The 26,549-nt window shown below is 34.9% G+C and carries 30 protein-coding genes, 1 tRNA gene and 4 pseudogenes; 15 read left to right on the top strand and 20 right to left on the bottom strand.

The window, feature by feature from the left end; genetic code table 11:
* Window positions 1-44 precede the first annotated feature (44 nt).
* From OPR48_RS06700 to OPR48_RS06690, 3 genes and pseudogenes are all read right to left on the bottom strand, one after another.
* Complete coding sequence (locus OPR48_RS06700) at window positions 45-1,121, bottom strand: recombinase family protein (protein WP_265025956.1); 1,077 nt, start codon at window positions 1,119-1,121, stop codon at window positions 45-47.
* Window positions 1,115-1,291, bottom strand: coding sequence for a hypothetical protein (locus tag OPR48_RS06695; protein ID WP_265025955.1), 177 nt, complete (start codon window positions 1,289-1,291; stop codon window positions 1,115-1,117). Before OPR48_RS06695 ends, OPR48_RS06700 begins: the two co-directional genes overlap by 7 nt.
* A 146-nt stretch (window positions 1,292-1,437) precedes the next feature.
* Window positions 1,438-2,062 (bottom strand): annotated as a pseudogene (locus tag OPR48_RS06690) (toprim domain-containing protein); the annotation flags it as partial.
* Window positions 2,063-2,279: 217 nt separating this feature from the next.
* Between OPR48_RS06690 and OPR48_RS06685 the strand changes: the two are divergent.
* The 4 genes and pseudogenes from OPR48_RS06685 to OPR48_RS06670 all read left to right on the top strand — a co-directional run.
* Window positions 2,280-3,063: pseudogene (locus tag OPR48_RS06685) on the top strand (IS110 family transposase); the annotation flags it as partial.
* 433 nt (window positions 3,064-3,496) lie between these two features.
* Window positions 3,497-4,114 carry an ATP-binding protein gene (locus tag OPR48_RS06680; protein WP_265025953.1) on the top strand — a complete coding sequence of 206 codons (618 nt, stop codon included), beginning with the start codon at window positions 3,497-3,499 and terminating at the stop codon, window positions 4,112-4,114.
* A 34-nt stretch (window positions 4,115-4,148) separates the two neighbouring features.
* The gene (locus OPR48_RS06675; RefSeq protein WP_406831134.1) at window positions 4,149-4,595 is read left to right on the top strand and encodes an RNA pyrophosphohydrolase; all 447 of its coding nucleotides are present in this window, start codon (window positions 4,149-4,151) and stop codon (window positions 4,593-4,595) included.
* On the top strand, window positions 4,592-5,380 hold the full coding sequence (locus tag OPR48_RS06670) for a TatD family hydrolase (RefSeq protein ID WP_265025951.1): 789 nt from the start codon (window positions 4,592-4,594) through the stop codon (window positions 5,378-5,380). The genes OPR48_RS06675 and OPR48_RS06670 overlap by 4 nt, the downstream gene beginning before the upstream one ends.
* 14 nt (window positions 5,381-5,394) lie before the next feature.
* Here OPR48_RS06670 and mdh read toward each other — a convergent pair whose 3' ends face one another.
* The 7 genes from mdh to OPR48_RS06635 are packed head-to-tail and all read right to left on the bottom strand — an operon-like array spanning window position 5,395 to window position 9,299.
* Window positions 5,395-6,345: a malate dehydrogenase gene (gene mdh / locus OPR48_RS06665; protein ID WP_265025950.1), complete on the bottom strand. Its 951-nt coding sequence runs from the start codon at window positions 6,343-6,345 to the stop codon at window positions 5,395-5,397.
* Window positions 6,346-6,348: 3 nt separating this feature from the next.
* Window positions 6,349-6,921, bottom strand: coding sequence for an NADH-quinone oxidoreductase subunit C (locus OPR48_RS06660; RefSeq protein WP_265025949.1), 573 nt, complete (start codon window positions 6,919-6,921; stop codon window positions 6,349-6,351).
* The gene (locus OPR48_RS06655) at window positions 6,914-7,429 is read right to left on the bottom strand and encodes a NuoB/complex I 20 kDa subunit family protein (protein WP_164224545.1); all 516 of its coding nucleotides are present in this window, start codon (window positions 7,427-7,429) and stop codon (window positions 6,914-6,916) included. The genes OPR48_RS06660 and OPR48_RS06655 overlap by 8 nt, the downstream gene beginning before the upstream one ends.
* A 3-nt stretch (window positions 7,430-7,432) precedes the next feature.
* Window positions 7,433-7,786, bottom strand: coding sequence for an NADH-quinone oxidoreductase subunit A (locus OPR48_RS06650; protein WP_006279576.1), 354 nt, complete (start codon window positions 7,784-7,786; stop codon window positions 7,433-7,435).
* A gap of 18 nt (window positions 7,787-7,804) precedes the next feature.
* Complete coding sequence (locus OPR48_RS06645; protein WP_265025948.1) at window positions 7,805-8,173, bottom strand: HIT domain-containing protein; 369 nt, start codon at window positions 8,171-8,173, stop codon at window positions 7,805-7,807.
* A 3-nt stretch (window positions 8,174-8,176) separates the two neighbouring features.
* Window positions 8,177-8,431, bottom strand: a complete 255-nt coding sequence (locus OPR48_RS06640) for a hypothetical protein (protein WP_265025947.1) — start codon at window positions 8,429-8,431, stop codon at window positions 8,177-8,179.
* 25 nt (window positions 8,432-8,456) lie between these two features.
* Window positions 8,457-9,299 carry a hypothetical protein gene (locus OPR48_RS06635; RefSeq protein ID WP_265025946.1) on the bottom strand — a complete coding sequence of 281 codons (843 nt, stop codon included), beginning with the start codon at window positions 9,297-9,299 and terminating at the stop codon, window positions 8,457-8,459.
* 192 nt (window positions 9,300-9,491) lie between these two features.
* Between OPR48_RS06635 and OPR48_RS06630 the strand changes: the two genes are divergently transcribed.
* Both OPR48_RS06630 and OPR48_RS06625 read left to right on the top strand, forming a co-directional pair.
* Window positions 9,492-10,859, top strand: a complete 1,368-nt coding sequence (locus OPR48_RS06630) for a UDP-N-acetylmuramoyl-tripeptide--D-alanyl-D-alanine ligase (protein WP_265025945.1) — start codon at window positions 9,492-9,494, stop codon at window positions 10,857-10,859.
* A 50-nt stretch (window positions 10,860-10,909) separates the two neighbouring features.
* Window positions 10,910-11,440: pseudogene (locus OPR48_RS06625) on the top strand (complex I NDUFA9 subunit family protein); the annotation flags it as partial.
* Here the strand turns inward: OPR48_RS06625 and OPR48_RS06620 are convergent.
* The 4 genes and pseudogenes from OPR48_RS06620 to OPR48_RS06605 all read right to left on the bottom strand — a co-directional run.
* Window positions 11,428-11,655 (bottom strand): annotated as a pseudogene (locus OPR48_RS06620) (transposase); the annotation flags it as partial. The pseudogenes OPR48_RS06625 and OPR48_RS06620 overlap by 13 nt on opposite strands.
* Before the next feature lie 26 nt (window positions 11,656-11,681).
* A complete protein-coding gene (locus tag OPR48_RS06615) occupies window positions 11,682-11,843 on the bottom strand; it encodes a hypothetical protein (protein WP_265025943.1) in 162 nt (53 codons plus the stop codon).
* Window positions 11,844-11,851: 8 nt separating this feature from the next.
* Window positions 11,852-12,130, bottom strand: a complete 279-nt coding sequence (locus OPR48_RS06610; RefSeq protein WP_265025942.1) for a hypothetical protein — start codon at window positions 12,128-12,130, stop codon at window positions 11,852-11,854.
* Window positions 12,131-12,191: 61 nt separating this feature from the next.
* On the bottom strand, window positions 12,192-14,303 hold the full coding sequence (locus OPR48_RS06605; RefSeq protein WP_265026658.1) for a ComEC/Rec2 family competence protein: 2,112 nt from the start codon (window positions 14,301-14,303) through the stop codon (window positions 12,192-12,194).
* 98 nt (window positions 14,304-14,401) lie between these two features.
* Here OPR48_RS06605 and OPR48_RS06600 point away from each other — a divergent pair.
* Window positions 14,402-14,478: transfer RNA gene (locus OPR48_RS06600), tRNA-Met, on the top strand.
* Between the two features lie 759 nt (window positions 14,479-15,237).
* Here the strand turns inward: OPR48_RS06600 and OPR48_RS06595 are convergent.
* From OPR48_RS06595 to OPR48_RS06585, 3 genes are all read right to left on the bottom strand, one after another.
* Window positions 15,238-15,471: a hypothetical protein gene (locus OPR48_RS06595; RefSeq protein WP_265025941.1), complete on the bottom strand. Its 234-nt coding sequence runs from the start codon at window positions 15,469-15,471 to the stop codon at window positions 15,238-15,240.
* Window positions 15,472-15,621: 150 nt separating this feature from the next.
* A complete protein-coding gene (locus OPR48_RS06590) occupies window positions 15,622-16,020 on the bottom strand; it encodes an ATP-binding protein (RefSeq protein ID WP_265025940.1) in 399 nt (132 codons plus the stop codon).
* A gap of 173 nt (window positions 16,021-16,193) precedes the next feature.
* Window positions 16,194-16,343, bottom strand: coding sequence for a hypothetical protein (locus OPR48_RS06585; protein ID WP_265025939.1), 150 nt, complete (start codon window positions 16,341-16,343; stop codon window positions 16,194-16,196).
* A 496-nt stretch (window positions 16,344-16,839) separates the two neighbouring features.
* On the opposite strand from OPR48_RS06585, the gene OPR48_RS06580 reads away from it, so the two are divergent.
* Complete coding sequence (locus OPR48_RS06580) at window positions 16,840-16,977, top strand: hypothetical protein (protein ID WP_265025938.1); 138 nt, start codon at window positions 16,840-16,842, stop codon at window positions 16,975-16,977.
* Between the two features lie 142 nt (window positions 16,978-17,119).
* Here the strand turns inward: OPR48_RS06580 and OPR48_RS06575 are convergent, their stop codons facing one another.
* On the bottom strand, window positions 17,120-17,248 hold the full coding sequence (locus OPR48_RS06575) for a hypothetical protein (RefSeq protein ID WP_265025937.1): 129 nt from the start codon (window positions 17,246-17,248) through the stop codon (window positions 17,120-17,122).
* A gap of 146 nt (window positions 17,249-17,394) precedes the next feature.
* Between OPR48_RS06575 and OPR48_RS06570 the strand changes: the two genes are divergently transcribed.
* Together OPR48_RS06570 and OPR48_RS06565 are read left to right on the top strand one after the other, a co-directional pair.
* Window positions 17,395-18,351 carry an IS5 family transposase gene (locus tag OPR48_RS06570; RefSeq protein ID WP_265025723.1) on the top strand — a complete coding sequence of 319 codons (957 nt, stop codon included), beginning with the start codon at window positions 17,395-17,397 and terminating at the stop codon, window positions 18,349-18,351.
* Complete coding sequence (locus OPR48_RS06565; protein ID WP_265025936.1) at window positions 18,348-18,473, top strand: hypothetical protein; 126 nt, start codon at window positions 18,348-18,350, stop codon at window positions 18,471-18,473. The genes OPR48_RS06570 and OPR48_RS06565 overlap by 4 nt, the downstream gene beginning before the upstream one ends.
* Window positions 18,474-18,649: 176 nt before the next feature.
* Here the strand turns inward: OPR48_RS06565 and OPR48_RS06560 are convergent, their stop codons facing one another.
* Window positions 18,650-19,324: a septal ring lytic transglycosylase RlpA family protein gene (locus OPR48_RS06560; protein WP_320109921.1), complete on the bottom strand. Its 675-nt coding sequence runs from the start codon at window positions 19,322-19,324 to the stop codon at window positions 18,650-18,652.
* Window positions 19,325-19,350: 26 nt separating this feature from the next.
* Here OPR48_RS06560 and murC point away from each other — a divergent pair, with 26 nt between their 5' ends.
* Together murC and OPR48_RS06550 are read left to right on the top strand one after the other, a co-directional pair.
* The gene (murC, locus tag OPR48_RS06555; protein ID WP_265026657.1) at window positions 19,351-20,865 is read left to right on the top strand and encodes a UDP-N-acetylmuramate--L-alanine ligase; all 1,515 of its coding nucleotides are present in this window, start codon (window positions 19,351-19,353) and stop codon (window positions 20,863-20,865) included.
* A gap of 12 nt (window positions 20,866-20,877) precedes the next feature.
* A complete protein-coding gene (locus OPR48_RS06550) occupies window positions 20,878-21,219 on the top strand; it encodes a GIY-YIG nuclease family protein (RefSeq protein ID WP_406830905.1) in 342 nt (113 codons plus the stop codon).
* A gap of 65 nt (window positions 21,220-21,284) precedes the next feature.
* On the opposite strand, the gene OPR48_RS06545 is transcribed toward OPR48_RS06550, so the two are convergent.
* Window positions 21,285-22,241 carry an IS5 family transposase gene (locus OPR48_RS06545; protein WP_265025723.1) on the bottom strand — a complete coding sequence of 319 codons (957 nt, stop codon included), beginning with the start codon at window positions 22,239-22,241 and terminating at the stop codon, window positions 21,285-21,287.
* 173 nt (window positions 22,242-22,414) lie between these two features.
* Between OPR48_RS06545 and eno the strand changes: the two genes are divergently transcribed.
* The 3 genes from eno (at window position 22,415) to fumC (ending at window position 26,547) form a co-directional block, all read left to right on the top strand.
* Window positions 22,415-23,689, top strand: a complete 1,275-nt coding sequence (eno, locus tag OPR48_RS06540) for a phosphopyruvate hydratase (RefSeq protein WP_265025934.1) — start codon at window positions 22,415-22,417, stop codon at window positions 23,687-23,689.
* Entirely contained in the window at window positions 23,677-24,699 is a 1,023-nt protein-coding gene (gene cgtA / locus OPR48_RS06535; RefSeq protein WP_265025933.1) for an Obg family GTPase CgtA, read from the top strand. Before eno ends, cgtA begins: the two co-directional genes overlap by 13 nt.
* A gap of 462 nt (window positions 24,700-25,161) precedes the next feature.
* Complete coding sequence (gene fumC, locus OPR48_RS06530; RefSeq protein WP_265025931.1) at window positions 25,162-26,547, top strand: class II fumarate hydratase; 1,386 nt, start codon at window positions 25,162-25,164, stop codon at window positions 26,545-26,547.
* The last annotated feature ends 2 nt before the right edge of the window (window positions 26,548-26,549 follow it).

Genomic DNA, 26,549 nt, shown 5'->3' with positions numbered 1-26,549 from the left:
TGTCTAATGTATCTGTACGAATTAATTTGTTGTTACACATTTTATTACCGCCAAAACGGCGTGCCAATACAACGATAATACACCTGAATATTAGTTTTTTTTCCCTCCTTATTCCTTGCAATACTAGCACCGTAATATGCATAATTACAAAGCTTATATACTACTAAACCTTGCAATAAATGTCTTGCTCCTCTTTGTCTTGTTCTTGCTATTTTTCTATTCTCAGCTAATTGTTCTTGAACTATATCAAATAAATCTTTGTTTACTATACTAGGTACTTTAATATAAATCCAATCCTCTTTTGGAACAGGATAAGTAGAATAATTATCTTTTGGTTGCTCGCAGGAGTTCTTTTTGGGTCTTATATGTTTTAATTTTACGCCTAACCTTGTCTTACCAAAAGCTGCTTTTCCTCTATAAGCAGAGTTTTTTAACATACTCAAAACTACAGCTCTATCCCAATACTCTTTTCCTGTTCGTGTCTTAATGGACATAGCACCTAGCCTACGGCATACTTCTCCTATACTTGCTCTTTCTCGTCCTACCAAAAAAAATACTTTACGAACAACTTCAGCTTCTTCTTCATAAATTTCAAATAATGCTTGTCCTGTATCTGTATTTTTATTTATATAACGATAGCCATAAGGAGCAGCACTCATTACACTTATATCACCATTATTGGCTGCATAAATCTTTCCTCGTCGGCTTCGTTCCATGATTTTTGCACGTTCATATTCTGCTATCATACCTTGCATTTGTAATAGTAGTTGAGATTCCGGATTATCGCTAATTTGATAATTTGAAAAAATGACTTCTACTCCTAATTTCTTAAACTCTTCAAGTAATACCATCTGATATGCATACTTGCGAGATAAACGATCAGGAGAATGAATATAAACCTTATCAAGGTTACCCTCTGCTATTTTATCACGTAATTTTTCCAAACCAGGACGGATTATGTTAGAACCACTATAACCATTATCAATAAATTTATATTCATTTAATAATTTATGTCCATCCATACTAATTTGATTCTCTATAGCAGCAATTTGGCTTGCTATTGTACCTTCTTGTGCTTGTCTCCCTGAAGAAACTCTTGCATATAAACTCACTGTTACCATTTAACCCTCCTCAAATCTACTTTCTTACATTCAGAGTCTTCTTCCTTTTTGCTCACTTTTATTGGTTTACTTAACACCAATTTTCCATATGCATCTAATAGATACAACTCTGCTAATCGATTAACTTCATAACTACAATTAATACGAACTGTTAATTTCTTGTTGCCCACGAGCTCTCCCATTTATTATTCATCGAGACATATGGTTATTTGGTCACTAGCTCTATAAATAAATTCAACTCTCCGTTCTTTTTGTAGAAGCTTTCGGAAAATAGTTTTCTCTAGTTTCAGGTTTCTTGCAATATTGTTGGCGGAGTCCCAGATGCCATATGAAATAGCCAAGAAATAAGAAAGTCACTTTTTCCTACCTTAGGTGCACCAGCAAAGACTAAAAGTCCTCTTGGAGTTAAGATTCTTGGGGCAATTGTATCCTCCGGCATTGGTGATTTGTCACTCAAATATTGTCTTGCAGGAAATGAAACAAATCTCTTCGTCTTTAGAATATCAGTAGTTGGAGTATTAGTAGCAGGTAAATTTATACATGGGGTTGAAGCTAAAAACTCTTCAACATTTATTCCTTCTAACACACCATCTGCAGCATCCCAACCTTTTGGTTTATTTTGTTGGAATCTTAAGAGTAACAAGTGATGCAACACCAAGATCTGACAGCTTTTTGGCAGCATTTTCAGCATATCGTTTGCCTGCTTCATCATTATCTGGCCAAATAATAATATGCTTACCTTTAAGGGGTGACCAGTCTGTTTTATCAATTGGTGCGTTTGCTCCTGACATAGCTGTTGTTGCAGTAATTCCTTGTTCTATGAGCGCTTCAGCACATTTTTCTCCTTCAACCAAAATAACTTTATCAGACTTCAGAATGCCTGGAATATTGTATAGAGGTCTTATTTCTGGTGAAACATAATTCAACGTTTTAACATCAAATGAATGCTGGTACTATAGTAGATTACATTGTATCATTTTGCTTTAACTTTGACAGAGTTGCTTGGTGAAAAAGCTAGTGTAACTATGGATAAGTACGACTACACAAACTAAAAGTACTTATCCATAGTTACACTAATTTATAGAAGATGTAAGCCTAAATTTTCTTGTCATTTTTTATTCTTTTTAATCAAATAACTTGTTGACAGTAGAGACAGTATCTGGTTGTTATAGCGAAGATTTAGTTACCTTTATGTATGATCTGGGACATAATGTAAGTGTAGTAAACCCAGAAAGCTTTTGGCAAAAGTGAGTTACTTAGAAACAAAACAGACAAGTCAGATGCAGCTATGATAGTTAGATTTTGTATTGCTAATAAACCTAATCTTTGGAAACCTGCTCCTCCTGAAGTCAAGCGTTTAAGAGAACTTTATCGTTGTTTGCAAGCACTTAAAGATGACAAGTTGCAACAGATGAATCGCTTGGAAAATAAAAATATGGATTCCCGTTGTCAACAAGCCATACTTGAGGTCATTGCTACAATAGACAAACAAATTTCTGACCTAGAGAAAAAAATTAATGAGCATATCAATAATTACCCACACCTAAAAAATATGATAGAAAACCTTAAGACTGTGAAAGGTGTAGGACATATTACTGCTATTGCTGTTGTTGCGGAAATGCCATTAGTTGATAATTTTGATCATGCTAGGCAATTCACAGCCTTTGCTGGTCTAAATCCACAGCACTACCAATCAGGATCATCAGTAAATGAAAAAAGTCGAATATGTAAAATAGGATCTGAGCATATTCGCAAAGCTCTTTATATGCCGGCTATAGTAGTCAAAAATCGTAATTTTCATTTTCAAAAGTTTTGCCAGCGTTTAGCAAGTAAAGGAAAATGCCCAATGGTTATAATTGTTGCGTTGATGAGAAAACTAATGCATGTATTTTTTGGTATTCTTAAAAACAATCAACCATTCAATAGTGATTTAGTGAAATAATTTTAACAATAAGGAGTAACATGAGCTTATGCTCAACGGTTTTGAAATATATACTATTTAACATAAAAGACCGTGCTTAGAGTTCTAGTGCTATATAGGTTGTACCCTACCATTTCATTTTGATAGAGATACTCGGTTATCTTACAAAATAAGCCTTATTGTATAAGAAGACACGATGATAAGCTAGTGTAACTGTGCGCCTATACAAACTAAAAGCACAGTTACACTAATTTATAGAAGATGTAATCTTAAATTGTTTTGTTATTTTTTATCTTTTTAGTCAAATAATTTGTTGACAGTAAAGACAGTATCTATTTTCAACGCGACTGTTCGTTAAAGGTATTACCTGCATCTATTTTATCATCATGTTTTTAGCATGTACAATGTACATACTTTTTATATAATTGAGAATAGTTTTTTACTAGTATTCATTATGGGCAAGACTCTCATCTACTTAATCGGCTTTCCAGGCAGTGGTAAGTCTACTACTGCAAAGGAACTGTGTAAAATCATTGATGCGGTGATAGTAAGCAATAATCTATTCAATAATATTATATTTGATATTGTTAAATTACAGAATGCTGAAGTTCCAGATGACCTATGGGAAAAAATTTTTGCAGTTAGAGAAAATATATTAGCAATACTGGAAAAATATTACGTAAAATCAAAACATTATATATTTACAAATGAATTGATAGAGGGTGATCCCTATGATCAGAAGATATACAACTCCGTGATAAATTTAAGTAAGAAAATGGGCGTAAAAATTTTTCCTGTAGTATTACATTGTAATAATGAGGAACTGGTAAAGCGTGTTCAATCAGAAGAAAGGTACCAGGAAAATAAAATTACTGATTCGGATTTTGCTATGAAAAGAATTGAAGGGAAAAGGCTATTTATACCGGAAGGTACACTTGAAATTGGTAACTCAAATTTAAGTGCAAAAGAAGCTGCAAAGAAAATTATTGAAGAGATGAAGGAAGAAAAAAATGAAAAATTAATTAAAACTTCCATAACAAATAATTTAACAACAGGGGATGCTTGTGATTAAGCAGAAAAGTGAATATCGTCCTTGTGTTGGCATAATGCTATTTAACAAACAAGGACATGTCTTTATTGGAAAACGCTTTGATAGCGACTCTTACTGGCAGATGCCACAGGGAGGGGTTGATGATGGTGAGGAACTGGAACAAGCAGCGTTACGTGAGTTGCTAGAGGAAGTTGGTACAGATAAAGCAGAAATTATAGCTAAAAACAAAGATTGGATATACTACGACTTGCCTGAAGAAGTTATACCAATATGCTGGAATGGAAAATATTCTGGTCAAAAGCAAAGGTGGTTCTTAATGAAGTTTTGTGGAGAAGATAAGAATATTGATATTAATTATACTGATCATCCAGAGTTCAAAGAGTGGCGTTGGCAAAATGTAGATAGTTTAGTAGCCAGTGCTATATCATTTAAAAAAGAAGTTTATAAAACAGTGATAGAAGAGTTTTCTTCTACAATAAAAGCCTCAACAATAAGCTCATGATAGTAGATTCTCATTGCCACTTGATTTATTTTTCCGATGATGAAATACCAAAAGTAATTTCAAGGGCAGAGCAAAATGGTGTAAAGATTTTGCATAACATATGCATAAGCGTTAATGATATTCCTAAATTACTAAAAATTTCTTCATCCTATGATCAAGTTTACTCCTCTGTTGGTGTGCATCCACTTGATGCTGCCATAGAAAACGGTGAGTGTATTCATGTTGATGAGTTAGTTGAATTTACCAAAAATCAAAAGGTAATTAGTATCGGCGAAACCGGGTTAGATTTTTATAAATCTGGCAACAAAGATAATCAAAAAAAAAGTTTTGCATCACACATAGAAGCAGCAAGAATGACTGGGTTACCCTTGGTTATTCACACTAGAAATGCTGATAATGAAATGATTGATATGTTAAAGTCAGAAATGAAAGCAAGTGCTTTTAATGGAGTGATGCACTGCTTTGCTTCCTCTAAGGAGCTTGCTTATCAATCTATAGATTTAGGATTATATATTTCATTTTCTGGAATTATTACTTTTAAAAATGCGAGCTTACTCAGAGGAATTGCACAAAATGTACCACGCGAACGTGTTTTAGTCGAAACTGATGCACCATATCTATCACCTGAGCCTTATAGAGGAAAAAAGAACGAACCGGCAATGGTGAAATACGTTGTTGATTGTTTGGCAGAATTATGGAATGAGTCACCAGAACAAGTAGCGGAGGTAACCACAAGCAACTTTTTTAGGCTGTTTACGAAACTTAAGCTCAAAGAAACTCTATAAAACCATTAATTTGCTTATGAACCTAAAGATTTTACCAGCTCTCTCACCGAGTTTACAGATTTATTAAACATTTTTTGTTCACTATCATTCATTTTAACTTCTAGGATCTTTTCAACTCCATTTTTTCCAATAATTACAGGAACACCAATAAACAAATCTTTCACGCCATATTCACCATTAAGGTAAGCAGCACATGGTAATATACGCCTTTTATCTTTTAAATATGACTCTAACATGCATATAGCTGAAGATGCAGGAGCGTAGTATGCAGATCCAGACTTAAGCAGATCAACTATTTCTTTTCCGCCATTGCGAGTGCGTTCAACTATTTCATCAACTTTTTTCTGCGTAATGAGACCCATATCGATAACTTGGGTAAGTGGAATGCCAGCGATAGAAGTGCAATTAATGAGTGGTACCATAGTGTCACCATGTCCTCCAAGCACAAAAGCAGATATATCTTCAACTGAGATATTTAATTCACTTGCAAGAAAATAACGAAAACGGGAAGAATCAAGCACTCCTGCCATTCCAACAACCATATTAGCTGGAAGGTTTGAAAATTTATGCACCACTGAAACCATGGCATCCAGAGGGTTGGTAACCACTATTACAAACACGTTTGGAGAATGTTTTTTAATATTTTCGCCAACCTCCTTCATTACTTTAGCATTGGTTTGCAGGAGGTCATCCCTGCTCATTCCTGGTTTTCTGGCAATGCCAGCGGTTATTATAATTGCATCGGAGTTTTTTATATCTTCATACCTATTTGTCCCAGTAATATTGACATTAAATCCATCAATAGGGGATGATTCTGCTATGTCGAGTGCTTTACCTTGTGGTATTCCATCACTAATATCAAGTAAAACAACATCACCGAGTTCCCTTAGTGCAATCATATGGGCGAGAGTTCCACCGATATTTCCTGCACCGATTAAAGATATTTTTTTTCTTTGTACTGTCATTTTCTACTCCTTTGTATTTACTTTTATGGTTTTACTTTCCCAAGGTGATAGGCTATCAAACATACGAAAATCTTGCGGTAAATCTATAGGATTATATACAACCTTTTTTGCCTCTATATCATATCTTACTTCCTCATAACCAGTGAGAGGGAAATCTTTTAACATTGGATGACCTTTGAATCCATAATCTGTTAGAATCCTACGCAAATCAGGGTGATCAGAGAATTCTATTCCATACATATCAAACACTTCACGCTCAAACCACGAAGCTGTGCTAAATATCTTCGCTACACTTGGAAGTATGTCGCTTTCACATAACTGAAGCTTTATGTGTACTCTAATATTATGCACAATGCTGAGCAGATTGTATATTAGCTCGAAACGCTTCTCTCTATTTGGATAGTCAACTCCAAAAATATCAACTAATAGTTCAAACCTACACTTTTCATCATCACGTAGAAAGAGTAAGTGCTTTTCAATTTCATCTAAATTTGAATATATTACAATAATGCCATCATCTTTTTGAATGCACTCACACTTGGTCTTTTTTTGTATATGCCTTGCAGTTTTATCCATGCTTTATATTCTGAGTTCGTTTTATTTTGTTTTGTAGGCATAGCATTCCATATAGCAACGCCTCAGCAGTTGGTGGACATCCAGGGACATACACGTCAACTGGCACAATTCTATCACAGCCTCGGACTACTGAATAAGAGTAATGGTAATAACCACCACCATTTGCACAACTTCCCATAGAAATAACATACTTCGGGTCTGCCATTTGATCATAAACCTTGCGCAATGCTGCTGCCATTTTATTAGTTAGTGTGCCAGCAACAATCATCACATCTGATTGACGTGGGCTTGCACGGAACATTATGCCATATCTATCAAGATCATAACGGCTGGATGCAGTATGCATCATCTCAACTGCGCAACATGCAAGACCAAATGTCATTGGCCACAATGAACCAGACCTTGCCCAATTCATTACATAATCTATTAAATCACCAAATTTAGTAACAAGAAACCCTTCTTTTTTATAACGACCCCAGTCATCATTAGATAGAATTTGATTTGTCATAAACTACTCCCACTCTAATGCACCTTTACACCATTCATAGATAAAACCTATAGTGAGTATTGCAAGAAATACCATCATAGACCAAAATCCACCATAGCTTATCTTAGATAAAGAAACAGCCCAAGGAAAAAGAAAAGCAATTTCTAAGTCAAATATTATAAATAATATTGAAACTAGGTAAAATTTAATGTCAAAATTTTTTCTTGCACTGGATAGTGGATTGAAGCCACACTCATATGTGGAAAGCTTTTCACCATCTGGCTTACTCACTGCAAGAAACATAGGCAATATACCTAAAGCAAAAGATACTACAATTGATACGCAGATAAAAATTACTATGGTTAAGTATTCGCTCATTTAACAAAACATATAACACTATGAATTTACATGCTTTCCTAATTTTTTACCACCTAAAATATGCACGTGAAAGTGTGGTACAACCTGCTCTCCATTTTCACCGTAGTTAGTGACTAATCTATATCCTGTTTTTTCTAGATTATATTTGTGTGCTATTTCTCTAACAGTTTTGAAAAAACTTATTATCTCCTCTTCAGGAGCTTTTATAATGAAGTCATCATATGAAACATATTGATTTTTTGATATAACTAAAATGTGAACTGGTGCGTCAGGGTACTTATCACAAAAAGCCAGTACATTTTCATTTTCATGTACCTTCTCACAAGGTAACTCACCTCTTAATATTTGAGCAAAGATGTTATCGCTATCATAAACTTCATTGCTCATATTTTAAGAGCGACCTTTCCCTCTTCCTTCGTTTTTCTCTACACTAGGTGTAGATAGTGGTTTTATCGTTTCACCAGAAGCATCTTCAAGATTTAAAGAGCTTACAAGTTCCCTTACTTTTACCATGTCCTGCTGTTCTTTCAAAGAGGTTTCTATTCCACTCACCCTTTTTCCAGTAATAACTCCTGGTTGTAAGTGATACATATCCCCAGGAACAGTTAGACTATGATGTCTTTCCTCTATTTTAACTTCATTCATAATACTCCCCTTATAATTCATAACTTTACCCCTTAACTCCTTTTATATTTTCAGAAACCTGTGATTCAACTCTATTTTGCCAATTATTTGCAATTTTCTCTGATGACTTTCCTTTATCACTCCCTACAGATACCCCAGCATTTTTTAATGTCTCGCCCTCCTGACCAGCAGATAAAGCCAGAGTTTCTGAAGGCTGACCAACATCAGACTTCACAACTTCGTTTGATGGCTGCTTTTGATTATCATATTCCTTATACAATTTTTCTGCAATACCATTTAGCAATTTTAAGTCTGTATGAATTTTAAATTCTCCACCAGTAATTCCTGCCAGTTTCTTAAGATCTTCGTCAACTTTATTAGCAATTCCTTTAAGAACAAGCTCTTTTATCTCTTCTGGACTCTTTCCTTTATTTTTAGAGTCAGTTTTAATGTCTTCAATTATTTTTTTAACATCAACTTCAATTACAATTTTGTTTTCTTCTCTAAAAATAGTTACATTCGGTAAATCTACTTTTATTTTACCCAATTGTTCATCGTTCAAATAAGGTATATCTCCCGTCAAAGTCCTTGACGCTAAAAAAGCTACCTTTTCTGTCCCTTTCTTTTGCTCTGTTATTTCTACACCAAGATTCTCACTAGCTTGTGTGGTTTCTATAAGTGGATCATATTCCCTTTTTTCTTTAGGTACATCTATACCAACAGCTTCCTTTAACGAAACTGTGGCATCATGTTTCATTTCACCCGTTGAAGCAAACGGCTTCTCTATAGGGTAAATAAGTGCTTTAGGCACAAGAGCAAGCACCCAACCTGTAGCTTTTACACCTGTTTTAACTACTCCGCCTATCTTAGCCCAAATAGATTCTGCCATACATACCTCCAAGGTACTTTCTACAACCAGGTGCTACAACATACCTAATTATAGACGAAAAAATTTAAACTTCTATATCTATTATAAGATGAAATTATAGAGATAGCAACCATTATTTGTACATTATCTAAAACATGTAGTATTTTCGCTACTTTTATTGTTCAATTTATTATAAAGAATACTCTCTAAATTATGTTTAAATGGAACACAAATAATATCATTGATGCAACTGGTGGAAGAGGAGAGGGAGGTTGTTACAGCTCAAATATTTCAACAGACACAAGAAGCATAAAAAAAGGTGATTTATTTATTGCCCTCAAGGGAAAGAATTTTGATGGCCATAATTTTTTGCATGAAGCGTTTTTAAAAGGGGCTGCCGCTGCAATAGTGAGTGAGGGTAAATATAAAAGTTTCCCTCTCGTTATTGTACAAGATACCCTGAAAGCTTTGCACGATATGGCATCATACTATATTAGAAATGTTCTTGTTGACGCTAAAGTTATTGCAATTACAGGCAGTGTCGGGAAAACTACTACAAAGGATATGCTGCACACTGTTTTATCGCAATATGGAGTGTCCCATGCAAACGAAGGTAACTTAAATAATAATATAGGATTGCCTTTGACAATTCTAAAAGCTCCAAAAAACTGCCAGTACTTAATCCTTGAAATGGGAATGAATAAAGCTGGTGAAATAAAAGAATTATCAAAGATTAGTAATCCGAATATTGCAGTTATTACCAACATCGAACCTGCACATACTGAAAATTTTTCATCACTATTTGACGTTGCACAAGCGAAGTTAGAGATTCTGTATGGTATGAAAAATAACGGTACTTTGATTTTGAACAGAGATAATAAATATTATGATTATCTCTCATCACATGCCAATAGAAATGTAATAAGCTTCGGTAAAGATAAAAATGCTGAAGTTTGTTTGTTGGACCTAATAAGAAATGATGACGGGCTAAATTTAAAAATCAGGCTGAGTGATAATCAAACTATAAACTGTAATTTACGTGTGCAAGGCGAGCATTTTGCTTATTCGCTACTTGTTGCAGCAGCAGTTGTGCAGAGCCTCGGACTTGATTTATCAAAATTACCACTTGCACTTAAGAATTTTAGTGTAACGAAAGGTAGAGGCAATATTCATAAGGTCAAATACAATAAAAAATATATACATTTAATTGATGACTCCTATAACGCCAGCCCTACTTCGATGAAAACTGCAATAAAAACTTTGAGTACATATTCTAATCAGAGAAAAGTAGCTTTGCTTGGTGATATGTTGGAACTTGGTGATAAGAGCATAGAATTCCATACAGATTTGGTTAAGATTATCACAGAAAATAATATAGATAAAGTTTATACAGTTGGTAAATCTATGTTAGAATTACATGAGCTTTTGCCAGATAATATAAGAGGCGCACATTTTAATGATTCTAATCAATTGAAAAGTGATTTAGCTAACATTATTCAGAATAATGACGCAATTCTAGTTAAAGGTTCACAAGGAATGAAAATGGATCTTATTGTACGGGAATTCATAATAGAATATTAAGCAAAATCATTGTATTAATTTACAGTAACAAATTATTAGGAACTTTAATTGTGACAAAACGTGTAATTATTTTTGGTGGAACGGGGTTTATAGGGAAACACATCGTAAGACGCTTGGCAGCAGAAGGATATTTAATAAAGATATTCACTCGTAATCAGGAAAAAGCTGCTTGTTTAAAATTGTGTGGCAATTTGGGACAAATATCAATATTTAAAGGCGATTTTTTTGATGAAAAATCAGTTCTGGAGGGTATGGAAGAATGTGATGTAGCCATAAACTTAGTGGGAATATTATATGAAGCAAAAAAGCACGATTTTTACGCTGTTCACGTTAAAATAGCTGAAAGGATAGCAAAAGCTGCAAAAATGAAAAATGTACCTATGATGATACATTTTTCTGCTATGGGAATAGAAAATAGCAAGTTGTCAAAATATGCTCAAAGTAAATTGGAAGGTGAAAAAGCTGTAACTTCAGCATTTCAAGAAGCAATAATAATTAGGCCAAGCCTTGTATTTGGTAAGGAAGATAACTTCTTTAATAAATTTGCAAGATTAGCAACTATTCTTCCTTTCTTTTTACTCCACATTTGAAAATAGTAATATATGTTTTCCCACCTTGGAAACTCTTTTGGCAACATTCTCCACTGACAACCACTTTTTAGCACGTATAACACTCCACAAAATACTTTGTATATATCAATTAATCTTGGTCTTGTTTTCTTTTTCCTACTTTCTAAAATTGGTTTGATTTTTTCAAATTGCTCACGACTTATGTCGCTTGGATACCTTTGACTCATTTATATACCTCATTATTTACCTGTTCCTACTTTAGCTCATCTCTTTGAGATTTTAAACAGGTTCTAACATACCAAAGACGTCGATAATTTGGATCGCAAGAATCCTTAGATGGCATACCCTGCACTAATTGACGCAGTTGTTTTGCTTGATCCCAGTTCCCTTGTTTTCTCATCATCGATACTTGCATGGTTAACCTTAAATATTTTGGATTGACCCTATCCACTCTGAGAAGTGATTATCTTCTCTTGCTTCCAACCAAGCAATACCTAATTCATACCATCTGGGTAGGGCCACTATAACAGGCTGAATAGAAAAGGCAGTAAATGCTATAAGAGTAGCAATGGTACTTGCTATCGATATAGTACCAGAATACTTTCTTATAGAGCTCAAAATTCTACTGGGCTGGTCAGAAAGTTTTCTAAATCCTAAAAAATCAAAATAGTCTTTGAAAGGATCTTTAGTGTCTGTAACCATAACATTTTTCTAGTTTAAATTTATTTAGGTATACATTAACCAAACCTTAAAATCAAGTTTCTTAATTTTTCAACATGTGCCAAGGCCTATTGGAGCGCACTTTATTAATCTTTATGTAACGATTTGTTAACCAAATTGCATGTGTTTCTAAATCGGCATATTTGATAGTTTTAGTATTACAAACTGAATAGTCGAATTCACTTAATTGAATTATTAAGTCAACTTTATCACAATTTTCTAGAATATCTTCTTTTTTATAAGCTAGCAACACTGACTTATTATTTCCTTTGTTATATATGCAGCCATAATCGTTACATTTTAGCCTTTTATCTGAGTTATTGTATTTTTTATGATTCAAAATTTGGTTCTGCCCATTTTGCTTTGCCCATGTTTTGACAACAAAGTTCCTATTTTTTCTGGTGAGAGAATATAGTAAGTTGTCACTCTCCTTTGCAGCAACATTATCAGCACTTATCAAGATATCAGGAGTTCTATACATAGCACTAGAGAAAATACCCAGCACAATAAAGAAAATTCCGAAGAAGCGCCAATTTCTTTCCCACAAGCACAGCCATAATAACCCAAATGTTATTATAATAATTGATGAGGCAGGAAAAGTGTGAATGGGAATAACCAAATACTGAAGACTAGCGATAGCGTTTGTTATATACAAAATACTGTCAATTGGGCGCTCTATAAATGGCGCTATAATCCATTCAATACCTAAAGGAATCAACAAAACATAAATTATTCCAAGTGGAATAATAATTAATGTAACTATTGGTATAGCAACTAAATTTGTGATAATGCCACTAATTGAAAAATAATTAAAATTGTATATCGTGTACGGAACAGTTGCTAAACTTGCTATTACTGAGCTGATCATTATCGATACAAAATATTTCATTATTTTTATTTTGAACAATTTATTAGCATTAATTTGATAACTGGCAACCAGTGCCAAAACCGCAGAAAATGACATCTGAAAGCCTGGCTTTAAAATTGCTTCTGGTTCTACTGAGAGTATCACTGAAGCAGCAAACGCAATTGCTATTAACCCTCGATATTTTCTCTCTATCATTATTGCAACAAGTACTAAAATCACCATGATGTAGGCACGCTGAGCAGAAATTTGCATACCGGTAATCAACAAATAAAACGTGGTTGGCAAGATAGTAAGGAATGCAGATATTTTCTTGGTGTTATACTTAAGAGTCAAAGTTTCAGATATTGCGAATAAATTACGAAACACTACAAAAAACAGACCAGCAACGAATGATAAATGCAAACCAGATATGGCAAACAAATGTGCTATACCTGAATCTCGTATTGCATCCATAATTTTTTGATCTATGCCATCTTTTTTACCAATTAGTAATGCAGAGATTATATCCGCATGTGGTTTTTTGATATTTTGCTGCAGGTTTTCATAAATATATTGACGGAAAGATTCTATATACTCTAGAAATTTCCTTGCTTCAGCCTTTTTGTGCAGGGCTATTTTGCTTGTTGCAAAACCTGTTGCACTTATTTTCTGGTAATATGCTATTCTTGCAAAATCATATGCATACTCCGAGGGCGCAATCTTTAGAGGGAAGAGTTTTGCTGATAATTTTACTTGATCGCCTATTTTAATGCCTTTTTCCACTTTGGTTCTAACTGATATTCTGATGTTATCTAGAGCAATGTGGCCAGCGCGTGACGCATAACTACATGAACGTCCAGTTGAGTGATAAATTGGATATATATCATCAATCAAAGATGTCATGCAAGTAGCTGACACTGGGATGACAGAGGGCTTTACAACATGGAGCAGAAATTGTTTATATGAGCCCCTGTCATTAATATCCTTCACTGTGGCAACGATATCTTTTACATATCTCTCTTTATCAAGAATTTGAGTATCAACTAAAGCTGTTCTTAATTTACTAGCTGTAAACCCTATGAGCACTGCAATTAAAGCGATACATAATATCGCGTACCTTTTATACAATATTGCAATCAGAATTAGTGTGGGTAAAAGCAAAAGAAAAATAGATATGGTAAAAGTGCAGCTTGGTTCAAAACTTAGGGAAAAATAGGTTAAAATCCCTACACACTGACACACAGGAAACCATAGTATCAAGTTATATTTTTCATTGTGTAGGTTATGACGTATATAACTAACTATTATGTCAAGAAAAGTTAATAAATACACAAAATATACACCATAATGTAATTTTATTCTTTTATTTTCTATTATTGTATATATAATAACTAAATAAGCAACGACGCGGGATGGAGCAGCTCGGTAGCTCGTCAGGCTCATAACCTGAAGGTCGTAGGTTCAAATCCTACTCCCGCAACCATTTTCCAACTGTGCGAATATTGTGGTTTCAGGTAGAAACTACTTGACAAGCCTCGCTAGCCCCCTTATCATGGAAATGAAGCTATTGTATTTGCTTTCGCCAATCTGCAGATTAAAAGGTAAGGATTACTTAATGTATCGGCGTCTTATGTTTAATTTTTTGCAGTATATAGATACTGTATGTCTTTACAAAACTTCATCTACATCTAGATTTTTATCTAAATAAGCTGAACGCGCTTATAAAGCGTTACAAGACATCAAAAAATGCCAATACTCGACAGAGATAGTAAAAGACTAGCTAACTCGGGGATTCTTTGTCTTTTTTTCTGCTTAGTAAATTTCTTAAACATTTGCAGCGTAAGTTAGTTGCAATTAAAAGCGGCTGAATCTCGCTTATCAAGCGTTTAAAACATAAAAAACGCCAATATTTTAAAGCGGATAATAACCCCAGGGCTTCTTTTGCCTTTTTTTTTATTTGGTAAATTTCTTAAATATTTACGGCTAAACAACAACCGTCATCCCTGTAAAAGTCAAGTAATTCGTCATTCCGCTACGTGTTAGCGGCTAAGAGATACCGTGACGGTATGACGGTTCGCGGCGGCATGACAAGAAAGGAGCAGCAGGATGACGCCTCACCATGTCATTCCAGCGCGTGGCACATATCTGTACGAACATTGTTATAGTAAGAGTTCAAGAAAGATGTCATCTGGAATCTTGTTCCAATGTTAAATGACACAAAGTTGAAAAAGTAGAGCAAGAATTACTTACAATTCAATAATTCTCCAAAATCAATTATGTTTGAAAAGTAATCACTATCTATAACGTCATCACTCACACCATTAACGTGAATAAGAACTGGACGACATGAAAAGCCTTTTGGACGCTTTAGTGTATCTATTTTCTTTTGTACTTCTTGTATTATTGAATGACCGATTTTATTTTTTGAAAATTTGATTTCGCAAATGTAGAGGGTGTTAAACCTTGTTTGAATCATGTAATCAATTTGACAACCAGCACCTGTCTTCCTCTGAAAAAATGGATTCTCGCTCGTCAATTCCTAAGATATTATGTATGTTCTTTCTATTGTTCAGCACCAAATTTTCAAACTGAAGTCCAATCCACTCTGGCAGGGACGTGAATAACCCTATAGAATAGGTGTCACGATTAATTTTCCTAGATTTTTTTCAATATATTTTAGATAAAACCTTAAATAATTATCTTGAAGTCTGTACCTTCTGAGTCGTGAATCAGTACCAGTTTTTATATTCCAAGTGTGATCCCTTGCAATAAAACCAGCAAGCTCCAGCTCATGTAGATACTCAGAAATGCGTCCATGTCTTGCAATATCTAAAGCAGTACAAATTTCTTCCTGTTCTTTAGCTCCAGCAGAAAGAGCTCTCACTATTTGCTTATAAAAAGCTGTTTTTCGCATGAATAGATCTGAAAATATTTGGTCAAACTCCTCAACTAAAAACCCACCTTTTGTAAAACAAAGCTTTTTAATATTTTCTTCAGCACCATGTTTAAAATTTACCTCTTCCAAATATTTTGCCGGTTACTGCAAGCACCTTAAACTTTTCGTATGCTGAAATATTTTTTGGCCAAAATCTGTTGCAATCAGAAAGTCCCGAGTGTTAAAGTCAACGATATTCTTCCTACAAAACCAGTACTACTAAGTATGTTTTCAGGATGAAACAAACAACAAAAACTAGCTTGTTATAGCTGTGTATCCCAAAAATTCTTTATTTTTCCTAAAAAAGTTGGATCTTTTGAGCCCATCCAAGAAATTTCATCAAATAGCAATAATATTTTCCCTGATAGTAGACGTTCACCAACTGCCCATACTCCAGTCATCATATCTAGCAAAAAAATTGTCTAGCAACTTGTCTAGAAAATTCATTAAGTTGGTGGGATGTTGTAGTATGCTTTTCTGGTGGCAAACCTATAAATGAGTAATACTGCTCGAAATGCTTACCAAACTCTTGAATTAAACGACTTTTTCCTATACGACGTCTTCCTTTGACTACTACAAAAGAAGCAGTATTTTTTTCTGTAAGTTCCAGTAGTTGCTTTTTGCCTACCAATAAATAATGGAGACATAAAATATAAATCTTTGTCTCCATTATACACAATGAAATTGGAGACGTAAATAAGTAAATTTTGATCTTTGTCTCTATAATGCTATAGCTAAACTGACTTACGACAATTTGAAAAACCGTCATCCCGCTACGTGTTAGCGGGATCTAGAGATACCGTGACGGTATGACAAGGGAGAACAGTTGCTACGTGTTAGCGGATGAGATACCGCGAATGAATCCATAGCTGTACGAACATTCATTTTTGAAGGTAAACTGCACAGCAAATGGTGTCATTCCAGTGCTTGACACTGGAATCCAGCCGGCTTTGTTGCATCGCTACTTATGAAAGGCTAACTATAGCTAGGATTATAAGCAACCTATTGAAAATCTTGTTTTTTTGCAATCAATCTGATCAAATTTAAGAATAGTAATTTATTATTTATATTAATAAACTTAATTCTATTGAAAATAGCTAAAGCATTGAAATTCTTGAATTTTAGCCGGATTAGTGAGTGGTAGTGAAATTTCTTTTACTCAAATTTAGGTATTCACTGACCGTTCTTGTTATAAATACCAGAATAATAAGCTACTGATATTCTCCATCTTTTTTATCTTTAATCCATCATAGCTAGCGATGCAACAAAGCCAATCCAGCCTTGCCGTAATCTCATCAAGAACGTTGTGTTTTAACATAAGATCAGCCACTTTTATGCTTATCAACTTAGTGCCCAATCAAAATTCCTGGATCCCAGTGGGCTTTGTTGCATAGCAACCGAAAAAATCTGGTGGCTACTGACAAAATTCATTATAAATAACCATTTAACTGTTGAAGAAAAAATATGCCACAGAAAATGAAAGTCAGTAACCAAAATGAATATAACAAATTTCTCCAGGAAAGAGGAAATATTTTTCATTATATCAATGAAGCCATAGAAAATTGGTATGAAAATAGTCCAAAAATGCAAGGCGGCAACTATATTTACAGTGATAAAGTTGTGATTTTGGTGCATATAATTGTCAATCTTTTTAGAATTGGTTTAAGACAAACGGTGGGGTTTATAAAAGGATATATGCAACAAATAGGAAGAGATTTAGCAGTTATCAGCTATTCACAAGCATCAAGAAGGTTTAAGAAACTTAATATTAAGATCAATGATTGCAGAATTGATAAAAATAATATGGAAGACATCGAAATTGCTATAGATAGTACAGGTATCAGCATTTACAACAATACCCCTGGTCACAGCAAGGAAAATAGCGCTAACAGAAAATATCGTGGCTATGAACAGACAAGAAAATTGCATGTAATGTTGAATATAAACAGCAAAAAAGCCATAGCTGTAAAATACAGTAACGGTGTCTACTCTGATCACTATGGAGCTTGCGATTTGCTTAAAGAAGTTAATTTTCAGCATGTCATAAAAGCACTATATGCAGATAGGGCATATGATAGGCACAAGTTTTACAAATTGTGTCACGAATATGATATAAAGGCAAAAATTCCACCAATAAACAATGCGGCAGAACATCCAGAAATAGATTATATGTCTGACAGAAATGCTGCTATTAGGTTAATAAAATTATACGGTGAAGATGGCGTGAAAGAATGGAAAAAAGAAGTAAATTATGGGAAAAGATCTTATATTGAAGGGTTTTTCTCAAGATTAAAGCAAATATTTGGATTCAGCTTTAGGAATAAATCCGAAGTAAATCGCGAAAAAGAATTGCTGATTAAGTGCTATTTGCTTAATCAATTTACTGAAATTGGTATGGCTAAATTTGAAATGGCTACATGATATTTATCGTAAATTACTACCAGTATAAGGTGCGATGCAACAAAGCCATCCCAGTGTCTGGGCACTGGGATGACATCCTTCTGGTAGGCTCAAATTGTAATGTTCGTACAGTTGTGGAATGAATCACGGTATGACGGTTTGCGGCGGCATGACGATAACCTCGTCATCTTGCTACTAGTTAGCGCCGCGGCGGTATAGCTATAAATTGTTGATATCTTTTTTATATCACATTTTTAACTTACAATAGTTAGCCAGCGTTTCTTACATTAACCAAATCTTTCAAATTCTGCACTCACCGCTACCTATAACTCACTTTCACACAATATTGATTGTTCTTAAAAAGCAATCTAACATTTTTCATTCCTTGATTACGAAGCTTCGATGCAGCTGATTTAGCAGCCTGAGCACTTTTAAAAAATGCAACATATCCCTTACTTTCTGCACTGTCTTGTTTCGGGTGATGTTTCTGCATTTCTTTTTCATATTGCTTTCTATAATGAGGAGTATTTTGTATCAATTGTTCTGACATCTTTCTTAGGTATTGGACTTTTACCTTTGCAAGCCCTACTTTATGAAATCCTAAGACTTGAGCTGCTTTTTCTGATAAGTCTATTATTCTGCCTTTAATAAATGGTCCTCTATCGTTAACTCTTGTAACAAGCTTTCTTCCATTTTCTAAATTAGTGACAAGAACAAAGCAGGGTAAAGGCAAAGTCTTATGCGCTGCAGAGATCAAGTGGCGGTTAAACACTTCACCATTTGCTGTAAGCGTGCCATGATCTTCTATTCCATACCACGATGCTATTCCTATTTCTTCGTGATGTTTACAGTTTTTTGGGTGATAAGTTATACCATTTATTGTGTAGCTGCTGCCAATTTTATAATGACCTGCAGTGCAATTAAACCTGTTGCTAAAACTGCAGCTACTTATCAAAACAAATGTTAGACATAGAAAGGTTAGGTTTTTTATCATTGTATTCGGTAAGAGGGTTCGATACTATGAGGATTTTAAATTATACTATAATAAATTTAGTAATGAGTAAACATCTACTGCTAAATATTAACAAAACTCAAAAAGGAATAATACATATTATTGGTATAGGTGGAATCGGAATGAGTGCCATTGCTGAAATTCTCCATAATTCCAATTACAAAGTTCAAGGCAGTGATGCGCAGTCAAACGACAATGTAGATAGGTTACAAAAGCTGGGTATAGAAGTTTACATTGGTCACAATGCTGATAATATAAGCCAAGCTCAAATAGTTGTACATTCTTCTGCGATAGAATCTGATAATGTGGAGTTAATTGCGGCAAAAAATAACAATAAAACCATTTTGCATAGATCAGACATACTTGCTGAACTTTTAAGAGATAAATATGTGATAGCGGTTTCAGGTTCAAGTGGTAAGACAACGACAACGGCAATGATTGCTTCCATTTTTGATCATTCTAATGTCGATGCAACTGTAATTGTGGGAGGAATACTGAATTCATATCAAAGTAATTCAAGACTTGGAAGGAGTGACATTTTTTTAATCGAAGCTGATGAATCAGATGGAACTATGCTGAAGATTCCTGCAAATATTGCTGTCATAACGAGTATTAACGACGATCATATGGATCATTATGGTACATTCGACGATATTAAAAATGCATTCTCTCAGTTTATAAGCAAAGCAGATTTTGCAGTTTTGCCTGATTCTGTAGGCATTAATTATGATGCAAGTAACTCTATGATGTTTGGATTTGAGGGTGCCAATATTAAAGCTGTTAATATTAAGCAGCATGCTAACAGCATAGAATTTGATGTATTGAACAACTGGATTCCAGTATCAAGTACTGGAATGACAGAAGAACAGGTGTCATCCCATCACCATCTGTCATCCCAGTGCGTGACACTGGGATCCAGAAATATAAAAAATGTAGTGCTGTCAAACGCAATTGGAATTCACAAAGTCAGCAACGCCTTAGCTGCAATATCGGTTGCAATAAAACTCGGGATTAGCGATGCAGAGATTAAAAAAGGCCTTTTGGAATTTCAAGAAGTAGCAAGAAGATTCTCTTTGATTGCCGATATTAAAGGTGTTAAGTTAATTGAGGATTATGCCCATCATCCAAATGAAATATATGCAACTTTAACGGCTGCACGTTCGATTACTAAAGGAAAAGTAATAGGAATTATCGAACCACTTCGTTTTGCTCGCATTCGTAATTTTTTTGATGAATTCATACGAATTTTCATGATATTTGATTATGTCATCCTCACCCCTGTTCATCCCCCAGAAGACAAGCCTATTCCTGGTTGTGGGATTAATGATATACAAGAAGCTTTAATCAGTAATGGATTTGATAGCGTAAAAATCATGAATGATTCTCTACTCATTTCACATTTTATTAGTGATTCGACAAGTCCAGGTGATATAGTATTATTTATTGGTGCTGGTAGTAATATAGCTAAATTGGCAAAGGAAGCTGCGAAGCTCATAGCAGAAACTATACAAACATCTAGTTAAACGATAGAATAAATGCAAGTACCGGTGTCATTCCAGTGCTTGACACTGGAATCCAGTCAACTATATATGAAGAGTTATTATGTTTATATACTTGCAAGTGAACGCAACGGAACTTTATACGTAGGTGTGACATCAAATTTGATAAAACGAATTTATGAACATAAAAGTGAAACTGTTTCTAGTTTTACGTCAAAATACGGTGTTTATAGATTGGTTTATTTCGAAGAGTTCCAAGACATAAATTTAGCTATTACTAGAGAAAAGCTTTTAAAAAGTTGGCAAAGAAAATGGAAAATGAATTTAATCGAGAAAGAGAATCCAGACTGGGAGGATTTATATGATAAAATTGTGTAGTAAAACTGGATCCCAGTGGGCTTTGTTGCATCGCACCTTATACTGGTAGTAATTTACGATAAATATCATGTAGCCATTTCAAATTTAGCCATACCAATTTCAGTAAATTGATTAAGCAAATAGCACTTAATCAGCAATTCTTTTTCGCGATTTACTTCGGATTTATTCCTAAAGCTGAATCCAAATATTTGCTTTAATCTTGAGAAAAACCCTTCAATATAAGATCTTTTCCCATAATTTACTTCTTTTTTCCATTCTTTCACGCCATCTTCACCGTATAATTTTATTAACCTAATAGCAGCATTTCTGTCAGACATATAATCTATTTCTGGATGTTCTGCCGCATTGTTTATTGGTGGAATTTTTGCCTTTATATCATATTCGTGACACAATTTGTAAAACTTGTGCCTATCATATGCCCTATCTGCATATAGTGCTTTTATGACATGCTGAAAATTAACTTCTTTAAGCAAATCGCAAGCTCCATAGTGATCAGAGTAGACACCGTTACTGTATTTTACAGCTATGGCTTTTTTGCTGTTTATATTCAACATTACATGCAATTTTCTTGTCTGTTCATAGCCACGATATTTTCTGTTAGCGCTATTTTCCTTGCTGTGACCAGGGGTATTGTTGTAAATGCTGATACCTGTACTATCTATAGCAATTTCGATGTCTTCCATATTATTTTTATCAATTCTGCAATCATTGATCTTAATATTAAGTTTCTTAAACCTTCTTGATGCTTGTGAATAGCTGATAACTGCTAAATCTCTTCCTATTTGTTGCATATATCCTTTTATAAACCCCACCGTTTGTCTTAAACCAATTCTAAAAAGATTGACAATTATATGCACCAAAATCACAACTTTATCACTGTAAATATAGTTGCCGCCTTGCATTTTTGGACTATTTTCATACCAATTTTCTATGGCTTCATTGATATAATGAAAAATATTTCCTCTTTCCTGGAGAAATTTGTTATATTCATTTTGGTTACTGACTTTCATTTTCTGTGGCATATTTTTTCTTCAACAGTTAAATGGTTATTTATAATGAATTTTGTCAGTAGCCACCAGATTTTTTCGGTTGCTATGCAACAAAGCCATCCCAGTGTCGGAGCACTGGGATGACAACTAGAATTATCTTCAGATCACACGTTTGTACAGAAAGTTTACAGTAGGGATTTAATGCAATGAATAAGATAATCAATAACGTATTTGCAAGAGAAATTTTAGATAGCAGGGGTTACCCCACTGTTGAGGTAGAGATTGAGCTCTGTGATGGAGCAATAGGCAGAGCATCTGTACCTTCTGGAGCTTCAACCGGTAAATTAGAAGCCTTGGAACTCAGGGACCAAGATGAGAAAAGGTATTGTGGTAAAGGAGTGCTGAAAGCTGTTCAAGCTGTAAATGGAGTGATAGCGAATAAAATTATCGGCATGGATGCAACAGATCAAAATGCAATTGATAAAGCATTAATTGAACTAGATGGAACAAAAAATAAATCTAAACTTGGAGCAAATGCAACTTTGGGTGTGTCTCTTGCGGTTGCAAAAGCAGCAGCAAACAGTTTCAAAATACCGTTGTATAGATATTTGGGAGGAGAGCAGATGAGTGTTATGCCGGTTCCATTCATTAACATAATTAATGGTGGAGTACATGCAGACAATAAGCTCAATTTCCAAGAATTCATGATTCTTCCAGTCGGTGCTGAGACTTTCAGTGAAGCAATCAGAATATCTGCGGAGGTGTTCCACAACTTACGTAGCATTCTTAAGAAAAAAGGTTATAGCACAAACGTAGGAGATGAAGGTGGTTTTGCACCAAATATTGAAAGTACTGAAGAAGCACTTGATTTGATCATATACGCTATAGAATCAGCAGGTTATTCAGCACAAAATCACTTTGCACTAGGCCTTGATGTTGCTTCATCTACTTTTTATGAAGATGGAATTTACAAATTTGAAAACAGAGATCTTACTTCAGAGAAATTGGCTGAATACTATTGTGACCTTGTGGAAAAATATCCAATAATTTCTATAGAAGATGCAATGAGTGAAGACGATTACGAAGGTTGGAAATTACTTACTGCAAAATTGGGGAGTAAAGTTCAATTAGTAGGGGATGATTTGTTTGTTACAAATTGTGAACTGATATGCAAAGGAATAGAGGAAAAAATGGCAAATGCTGTACTGATCAAGCCAAATCAAATAGGGACGTTAACAGAAACTTTTGCTGCTATTGAAATGGCAAAATCAAATGGCTATAAAGCTGTTATTTCTCATCGCTCAGGTGAAACAGAAGACACAACAATATCTCATATAGCAGTTGCATCAAATTGCGGGCAGATAAAAACCGGGTCGCTATCGCGTTCTGATAGACTCGCGAAGTATAACGAGCTAATGAGAATAGAAAGCGCATTAGGAAAGGATGCTAAATATTATCGTGGGTTAGCATGGGTTTTATAGACGAAGTAAAATTGTGTTTAAAAGCCGGTGACGGTGGTGACGGCTGTGCAAGTTTTCGTCGAGAAAAGTTCGTTGAATTTGGTGGTCCAAATGGTGGTAATGGAGGAAAGGGTGGAAACATAGTTTTCATCAGCGACGCTAATCTCAACACTTTGCTTCATTTTCGTTATAGAAGACACATTAAAGCAGATAGTGGGAAAAATGGTGCAGGCAGGGATAGATCTGGCACAGCAGGGAAAGACGTTATACTTCGAGTTCCAGTCGGTGCACAAATAATTGATGAAGAAAGTGAAGAGATAATAGTCGATCTTGACAAGCCTGATATGGAATTTTTAATAGCACAGGGTGGAAAAGGTGGACTTGGAAATACTAATTTTAAATCTTCTACTAATAAGGCACCAAGACATTTTACTTACGGTCAGCCTGGCGAAGAAAAACATGTATTGTTAAAACTAAAAGTTTTATCAGATGTTGGAATTATTGGCATGCCAAACGCAGGTAAATCAAAATTTTTGACTCGCTGCTCAAATTCCGATACAAAAGTAGGCGATTATCCATTTACCACCGTAAGACCCCACTTAGGTGTGGCAAAAGTGGATGATAGCGAAGTTGTAATAGCAGATATTCCTGGAATAATTACTGATGCTCACCTTGGAGTTGGGCTCGGACATAAATTTTTAAAGCACATAGAAAGGTGTCAAATTTTACTTCATTTAATTGATGCAACTCACGATGATGTTATTTCAGCTTATAATTGTACACATAATGAGCTGGAGCTTTACGATAGCGATCTTGTTAAAAAAGAAGAAATTGTAGTACTGAACAAATGCGACTTATTGAGGGAAGCAGAAATTCTGGAAAAGAAGAATCACCTAGCCAATTATCTTAATAAAGAAGTGCTGTGCTTATCAATTAATGGTGATTTACAGCCTATTTTGAGATTATTAAGTAAAAAATTGAAAAAGAGTAATTCTAAGGAAATCGATGTATATGATCCTTTTAAAGCGTAAATTTTCTATCTGTGGCTGTACAAGAATGGTAGCGTGCGACCAGAACTAAGCGTACAATTGTGCAAATATTGTGATTTGAGTCTACCAGATCCCAGTGCTACTTTCTTGTCATACGAGTAGCTGGCACTGGAATAACGCCCTCCTTACATGGTCACTGGAGTGACAGGATGAAGGTACTGGGATGCCAGTGTTGGCTACTTGCATGACATCGTTGTAACATTGTACCATATTGCAATGTTTGTACACTTGACACTAAAATCCAATATGATTTAATTAACCAAGAAATGTAGTATAGCTAAACTGACTTAGATTTACCGACAATTTGGAAAATGACAAATTCGTCATTCCGCTACTAGTTAGCGGAATCTATGCCGAGGTACCGCGATTCATTCGCGGTATGACATGTTGCTTAGGTCAGCTATAAGTAGTAGAGTAACAGAATTCTAATGCAAAGGAGAAAGTATGGTAAGAATAGAATCAGACAGCTTAGGGGAAGTAAAAGTACCAAGTGAACATTACTGGGGAGCGCAGACTCAGCGTTCTTTAGAAAATTTTAAGATTGGCACAGAAAAAATGCCAGAGCCTCTGATTAAAGCATTAGCAATAGTAAAACTTGCAGCAGCACGTGTTAACATGAAGCAGGGTAGCATAGATAATAAGGTAGGGGACGCAATCTGCGCAGCCACAAGGGAAGTAATAGATGGCAAATTTAATAATGAATTTCCGCTTGTTGTTTGGCAAACCGGATCCGGAACGCAGACTAATATGAATATGAATGAAGTGATCAGCAATCGCGCAATAGAGATTTTAGGTGGTAATTTGGGTAGTAAATCTCCAATACATCCAAACGATCATGTGAATTATGGTCAGTCGTCAAATGACACCTTTCCAACAGCAATGCATATAGCAGCAGCAGAGCAAATAAACTGCTTGCTTATTCCAAATCTTGAAAAATTGCATAAGGTGCTGGATAATAAGGTTCAGGAATTTAAAGATATAATAAAAGTAGGACGTACTCATCTGCAAGATGCAACGCCCCTAACACTGGGACAGGAGTTCTCTGGCTATGCAGCCCAGATTAAAAAGGGGATAGAGAGAGTAAAATCAACTTTAAGTGATATATATGAGCTTGCACAAGGTGGCACTGCAGTTGGCACGGGACTCAATACTAAAAAGGGTTTTGCTGAAGATTTTTCAAGCCAAGTTGCAGAAATTACTAACCTTCCATTTACTTCAGCAGGCAATAAATTTGAAGCGCTAGCAGCAAATGATGCTTTAGTTGAGCTCAGTGGAACACTCAATACAGTAGCAGTCAGTTTAATGAAAATTGCAAATGATATAAGGTTGCTTGGTTCTGGTCCAAGATGCGGAATTGGGGAAATAATGTTACCGGAAAATGAGCCTGGTTCTTCAATTATGCCAGGTAAAGTGAATCCAACTCAGTGTGAAGCGGTGACTATGGTATGCACTCAAGTTATGGGAAATCATGTTGCTGTAACAATTGGTGGCTCAAGTGGTCATTTTGAACTGAACGTGTTTAAGCCAGTGATAATTTACAATGTTTTGCAGTCTATAAGACTTTTAGCTGATGCAAGTTTAAATTTTACAGAAAAATGTGTAGTTGGTATTAAAGCAAATGAAGAGAGGATAAAAGATTTACTGAATCAGTCGTTGATGTTGGTCACTATATTAAATACGCATATAGGGTACGACAATGCAGCAAAAATAGCGAAGCTTGCTTATAAAGAAAATATCACTCTAAAAGAAGCAGCAGCAAAACTTCAACTGCTCACTGAGGAGGAGTTTGAAAGGATAGTGAAACCAGAAGAAATGGTAAATTATTTGTAACC

Origin of the sequence: Wolbachia endosymbiont (group A) of Bibio marci (assembly GCF_947251645.1) — a bacterium.
Taxonomy (GTDB): Bacteria; Pseudomonadota; Alphaproteobacteria; order Rickettsiales; family Anaplasmataceae; genus Wolbachia.
This window is presented reverse-complemented; position numbering and strand designations above follow the sequence as displayed.

What these genes read in the sequence shown, in the direction of transcription:
- OPR48_RS06595 (WP_265025941.1), bottom strand. Translation starts at nt 15,471, where the DNA reads ATGATTCAAACAAGGTTTAACACCCTCTACATTTGCGAAATCAAATTT.
- OPR48_RS06570 (WP_265025723.1), top strand. Translation starts at nt 17,395, where the DNA reads ATGCCACAGAAAATGAAAGTCAGTAACCAAAATGAATATAACAAATTT.
- OPR48_RS06645 (WP_265025948.1), bottom strand. Translation starts at nt 8,173, where the DNA reads ATGAGCAATGAAGTTTATGATAGCGATAACATCTTTGCTCAAATATTA.
- OPR48_RS06635 (WP_265025946.1), bottom strand. Translation starts at nt 9,299, where the DNA reads ATGGCAGAATCTATTTGGGCTAAGATAGGCGGAGTAGTTAAAACAGGT.
- OPR48_RS06630 (WP_265025945.1), top strand. Translation starts at nt 9,492, where the DNA reads ATGTTTAAATGGAACACAAATAATATCATTGATGCAACTGGTGGAAGA.
- OPR48_RS06700 (WP_265025956.1), bottom strand. Translation starts at nt 1,121, where the DNA reads ATGGTAACAGTGAGTTTATATGCAAGAGTTTCTTCAGGGAGACAAGCA.
- OPR48_RS06640 (WP_265025947.1), bottom strand. Translation starts at nt 8,431, where the DNA reads ATGAATGAAGTTAAAATAGAGGAAAGACATCATAGTCTAACTGTTCCT.
- fumC (WP_265025931.1), top strand. Translation starts at nt 25,162, where the DNA reads ATGGTAAGAATAGAATCAGACAGCTTAGGGGAAGTAAAAGTACCAAGT.
- OPR48_RS06655 (WP_164224545.1), bottom strand. Translation starts at nt 7,429, where the DNA reads ATGACAAATCAAATTCTATCTAATGATGACTGGGGTCGTTATAAAAAA.
- murC (WP_265026657.1), top strand. Translation starts at nt 19,351, where the DNA reads ATGAGGATTTTAAATTATACTATAATAAATTTAGTAATGAGTAAACAT.
- OPR48_RS06660 (WP_265025949.1), bottom strand. Translation starts at nt 6,921, where the DNA reads ATGGATAAAACTGCAAGGCATATACAAAAAAAGACCAAGTGTGAGTGC.
- OPR48_RS06580 (WP_265025938.1), top strand. Translation starts at nt 16,840, where the DNA reads ATGGTGTCATTCCAGTGCTTGACACTGGAATCCAGCCGGCTTTGTTGC.
- OPR48_RS06610 (WP_265025942.1), bottom strand. Translation starts at nt 12,130, where the DNA reads ATGGTTACAGACACTAAAGATCCTTTCAAAGACTATTTTGATTTTTTA.
- OPR48_RS06650 (WP_006279576.1), bottom strand. Translation starts at nt 7,786, where the DNA reads ATGAGCGAATACTTAACCATAGTAATTTTTATCTGCGTATCAATTGTA.
- OPR48_RS06675 (WP_406831134.1), top strand. Translation starts at nt 4,149, where the DNA reads ATGCTATTTAACAAACAAGGACATGTCTTTATTGGAAAACGCTTTGAT.
- OPR48_RS06575 (WP_265025937.1), bottom strand. Translation starts at nt 17,248, where the DNA reads ATGTTAAAACACAACGTTCTTGATGAGATTACGGCAAGGCTGGATTGG.
- OPR48_RS06565 (WP_265025936.1), top strand. Translation starts at nt 18,348, where the DNA reads ATGATATTTATCGTAAATTACTACCAGTATAAGGTGCGATGCAACAAA.
- OPR48_RS06670 (WP_265025951.1), top strand. Translation starts at nt 4,592, where the DNA reads ATGATAGTAGATTCTCATTGCCACTTGATTTATTTTTCCGATGATGAA.
- OPR48_RS06560 (WP_320109921.1), bottom strand. Translation starts at nt 19,324, where the DNA reads ATGATAAAAAACCTAACCTTTCTATGTCTAACATTTGTTTTGATAAGT.
- eno (WP_265025934.1), top strand. Translation starts at nt 22,415, where the DNA reads ATGAATAAGATAATCAATAACGTATTTGCAAGAGAAATTTTAGATAGC.
- OPR48_RS06680 (WP_265025953.1), top strand. Translation starts at nt 3,497, where the DNA reads ATGGGCAAGACTCTCATCTACTTAATCGGCTTTCCAGGCAGTGGTAAG.
- OPR48_RS06550 (WP_406830905.1), top strand. Translation starts at nt 20,878, where the DNA reads ATGCAAGTACCGGTGTCATTCCAGTGCTTGACACTGGAATCCAGTCAA.
- mdh (WP_265025950.1), bottom strand. Translation starts at nt 6,345, where the DNA reads ATGACAGTACAAAGAAAAAAAATATCTTTAATCGGTGCAGGAAATATC.
- OPR48_RS06615 (WP_265025943.1), bottom strand. Translation starts at nt 11,843, where the DNA reads ATGCAAGTATCGATGATGAGAAAACAAGGGAACTGGGATCAAGCAAAA.
- cgtA (WP_265025933.1), top strand. Translation starts at nt 23,677, where the DNA reads ATGGGTTTTATAGACGAAGTAAAATTGTGTTTAAAAGCCGGTGACGGT.
- OPR48_RS06545 (WP_265025723.1), bottom strand. Translation starts at nt 22,241, where the DNA reads ATGCCACAGAAAATGAAAGTCAGTAACCAAAATGAATATAACAAATTT.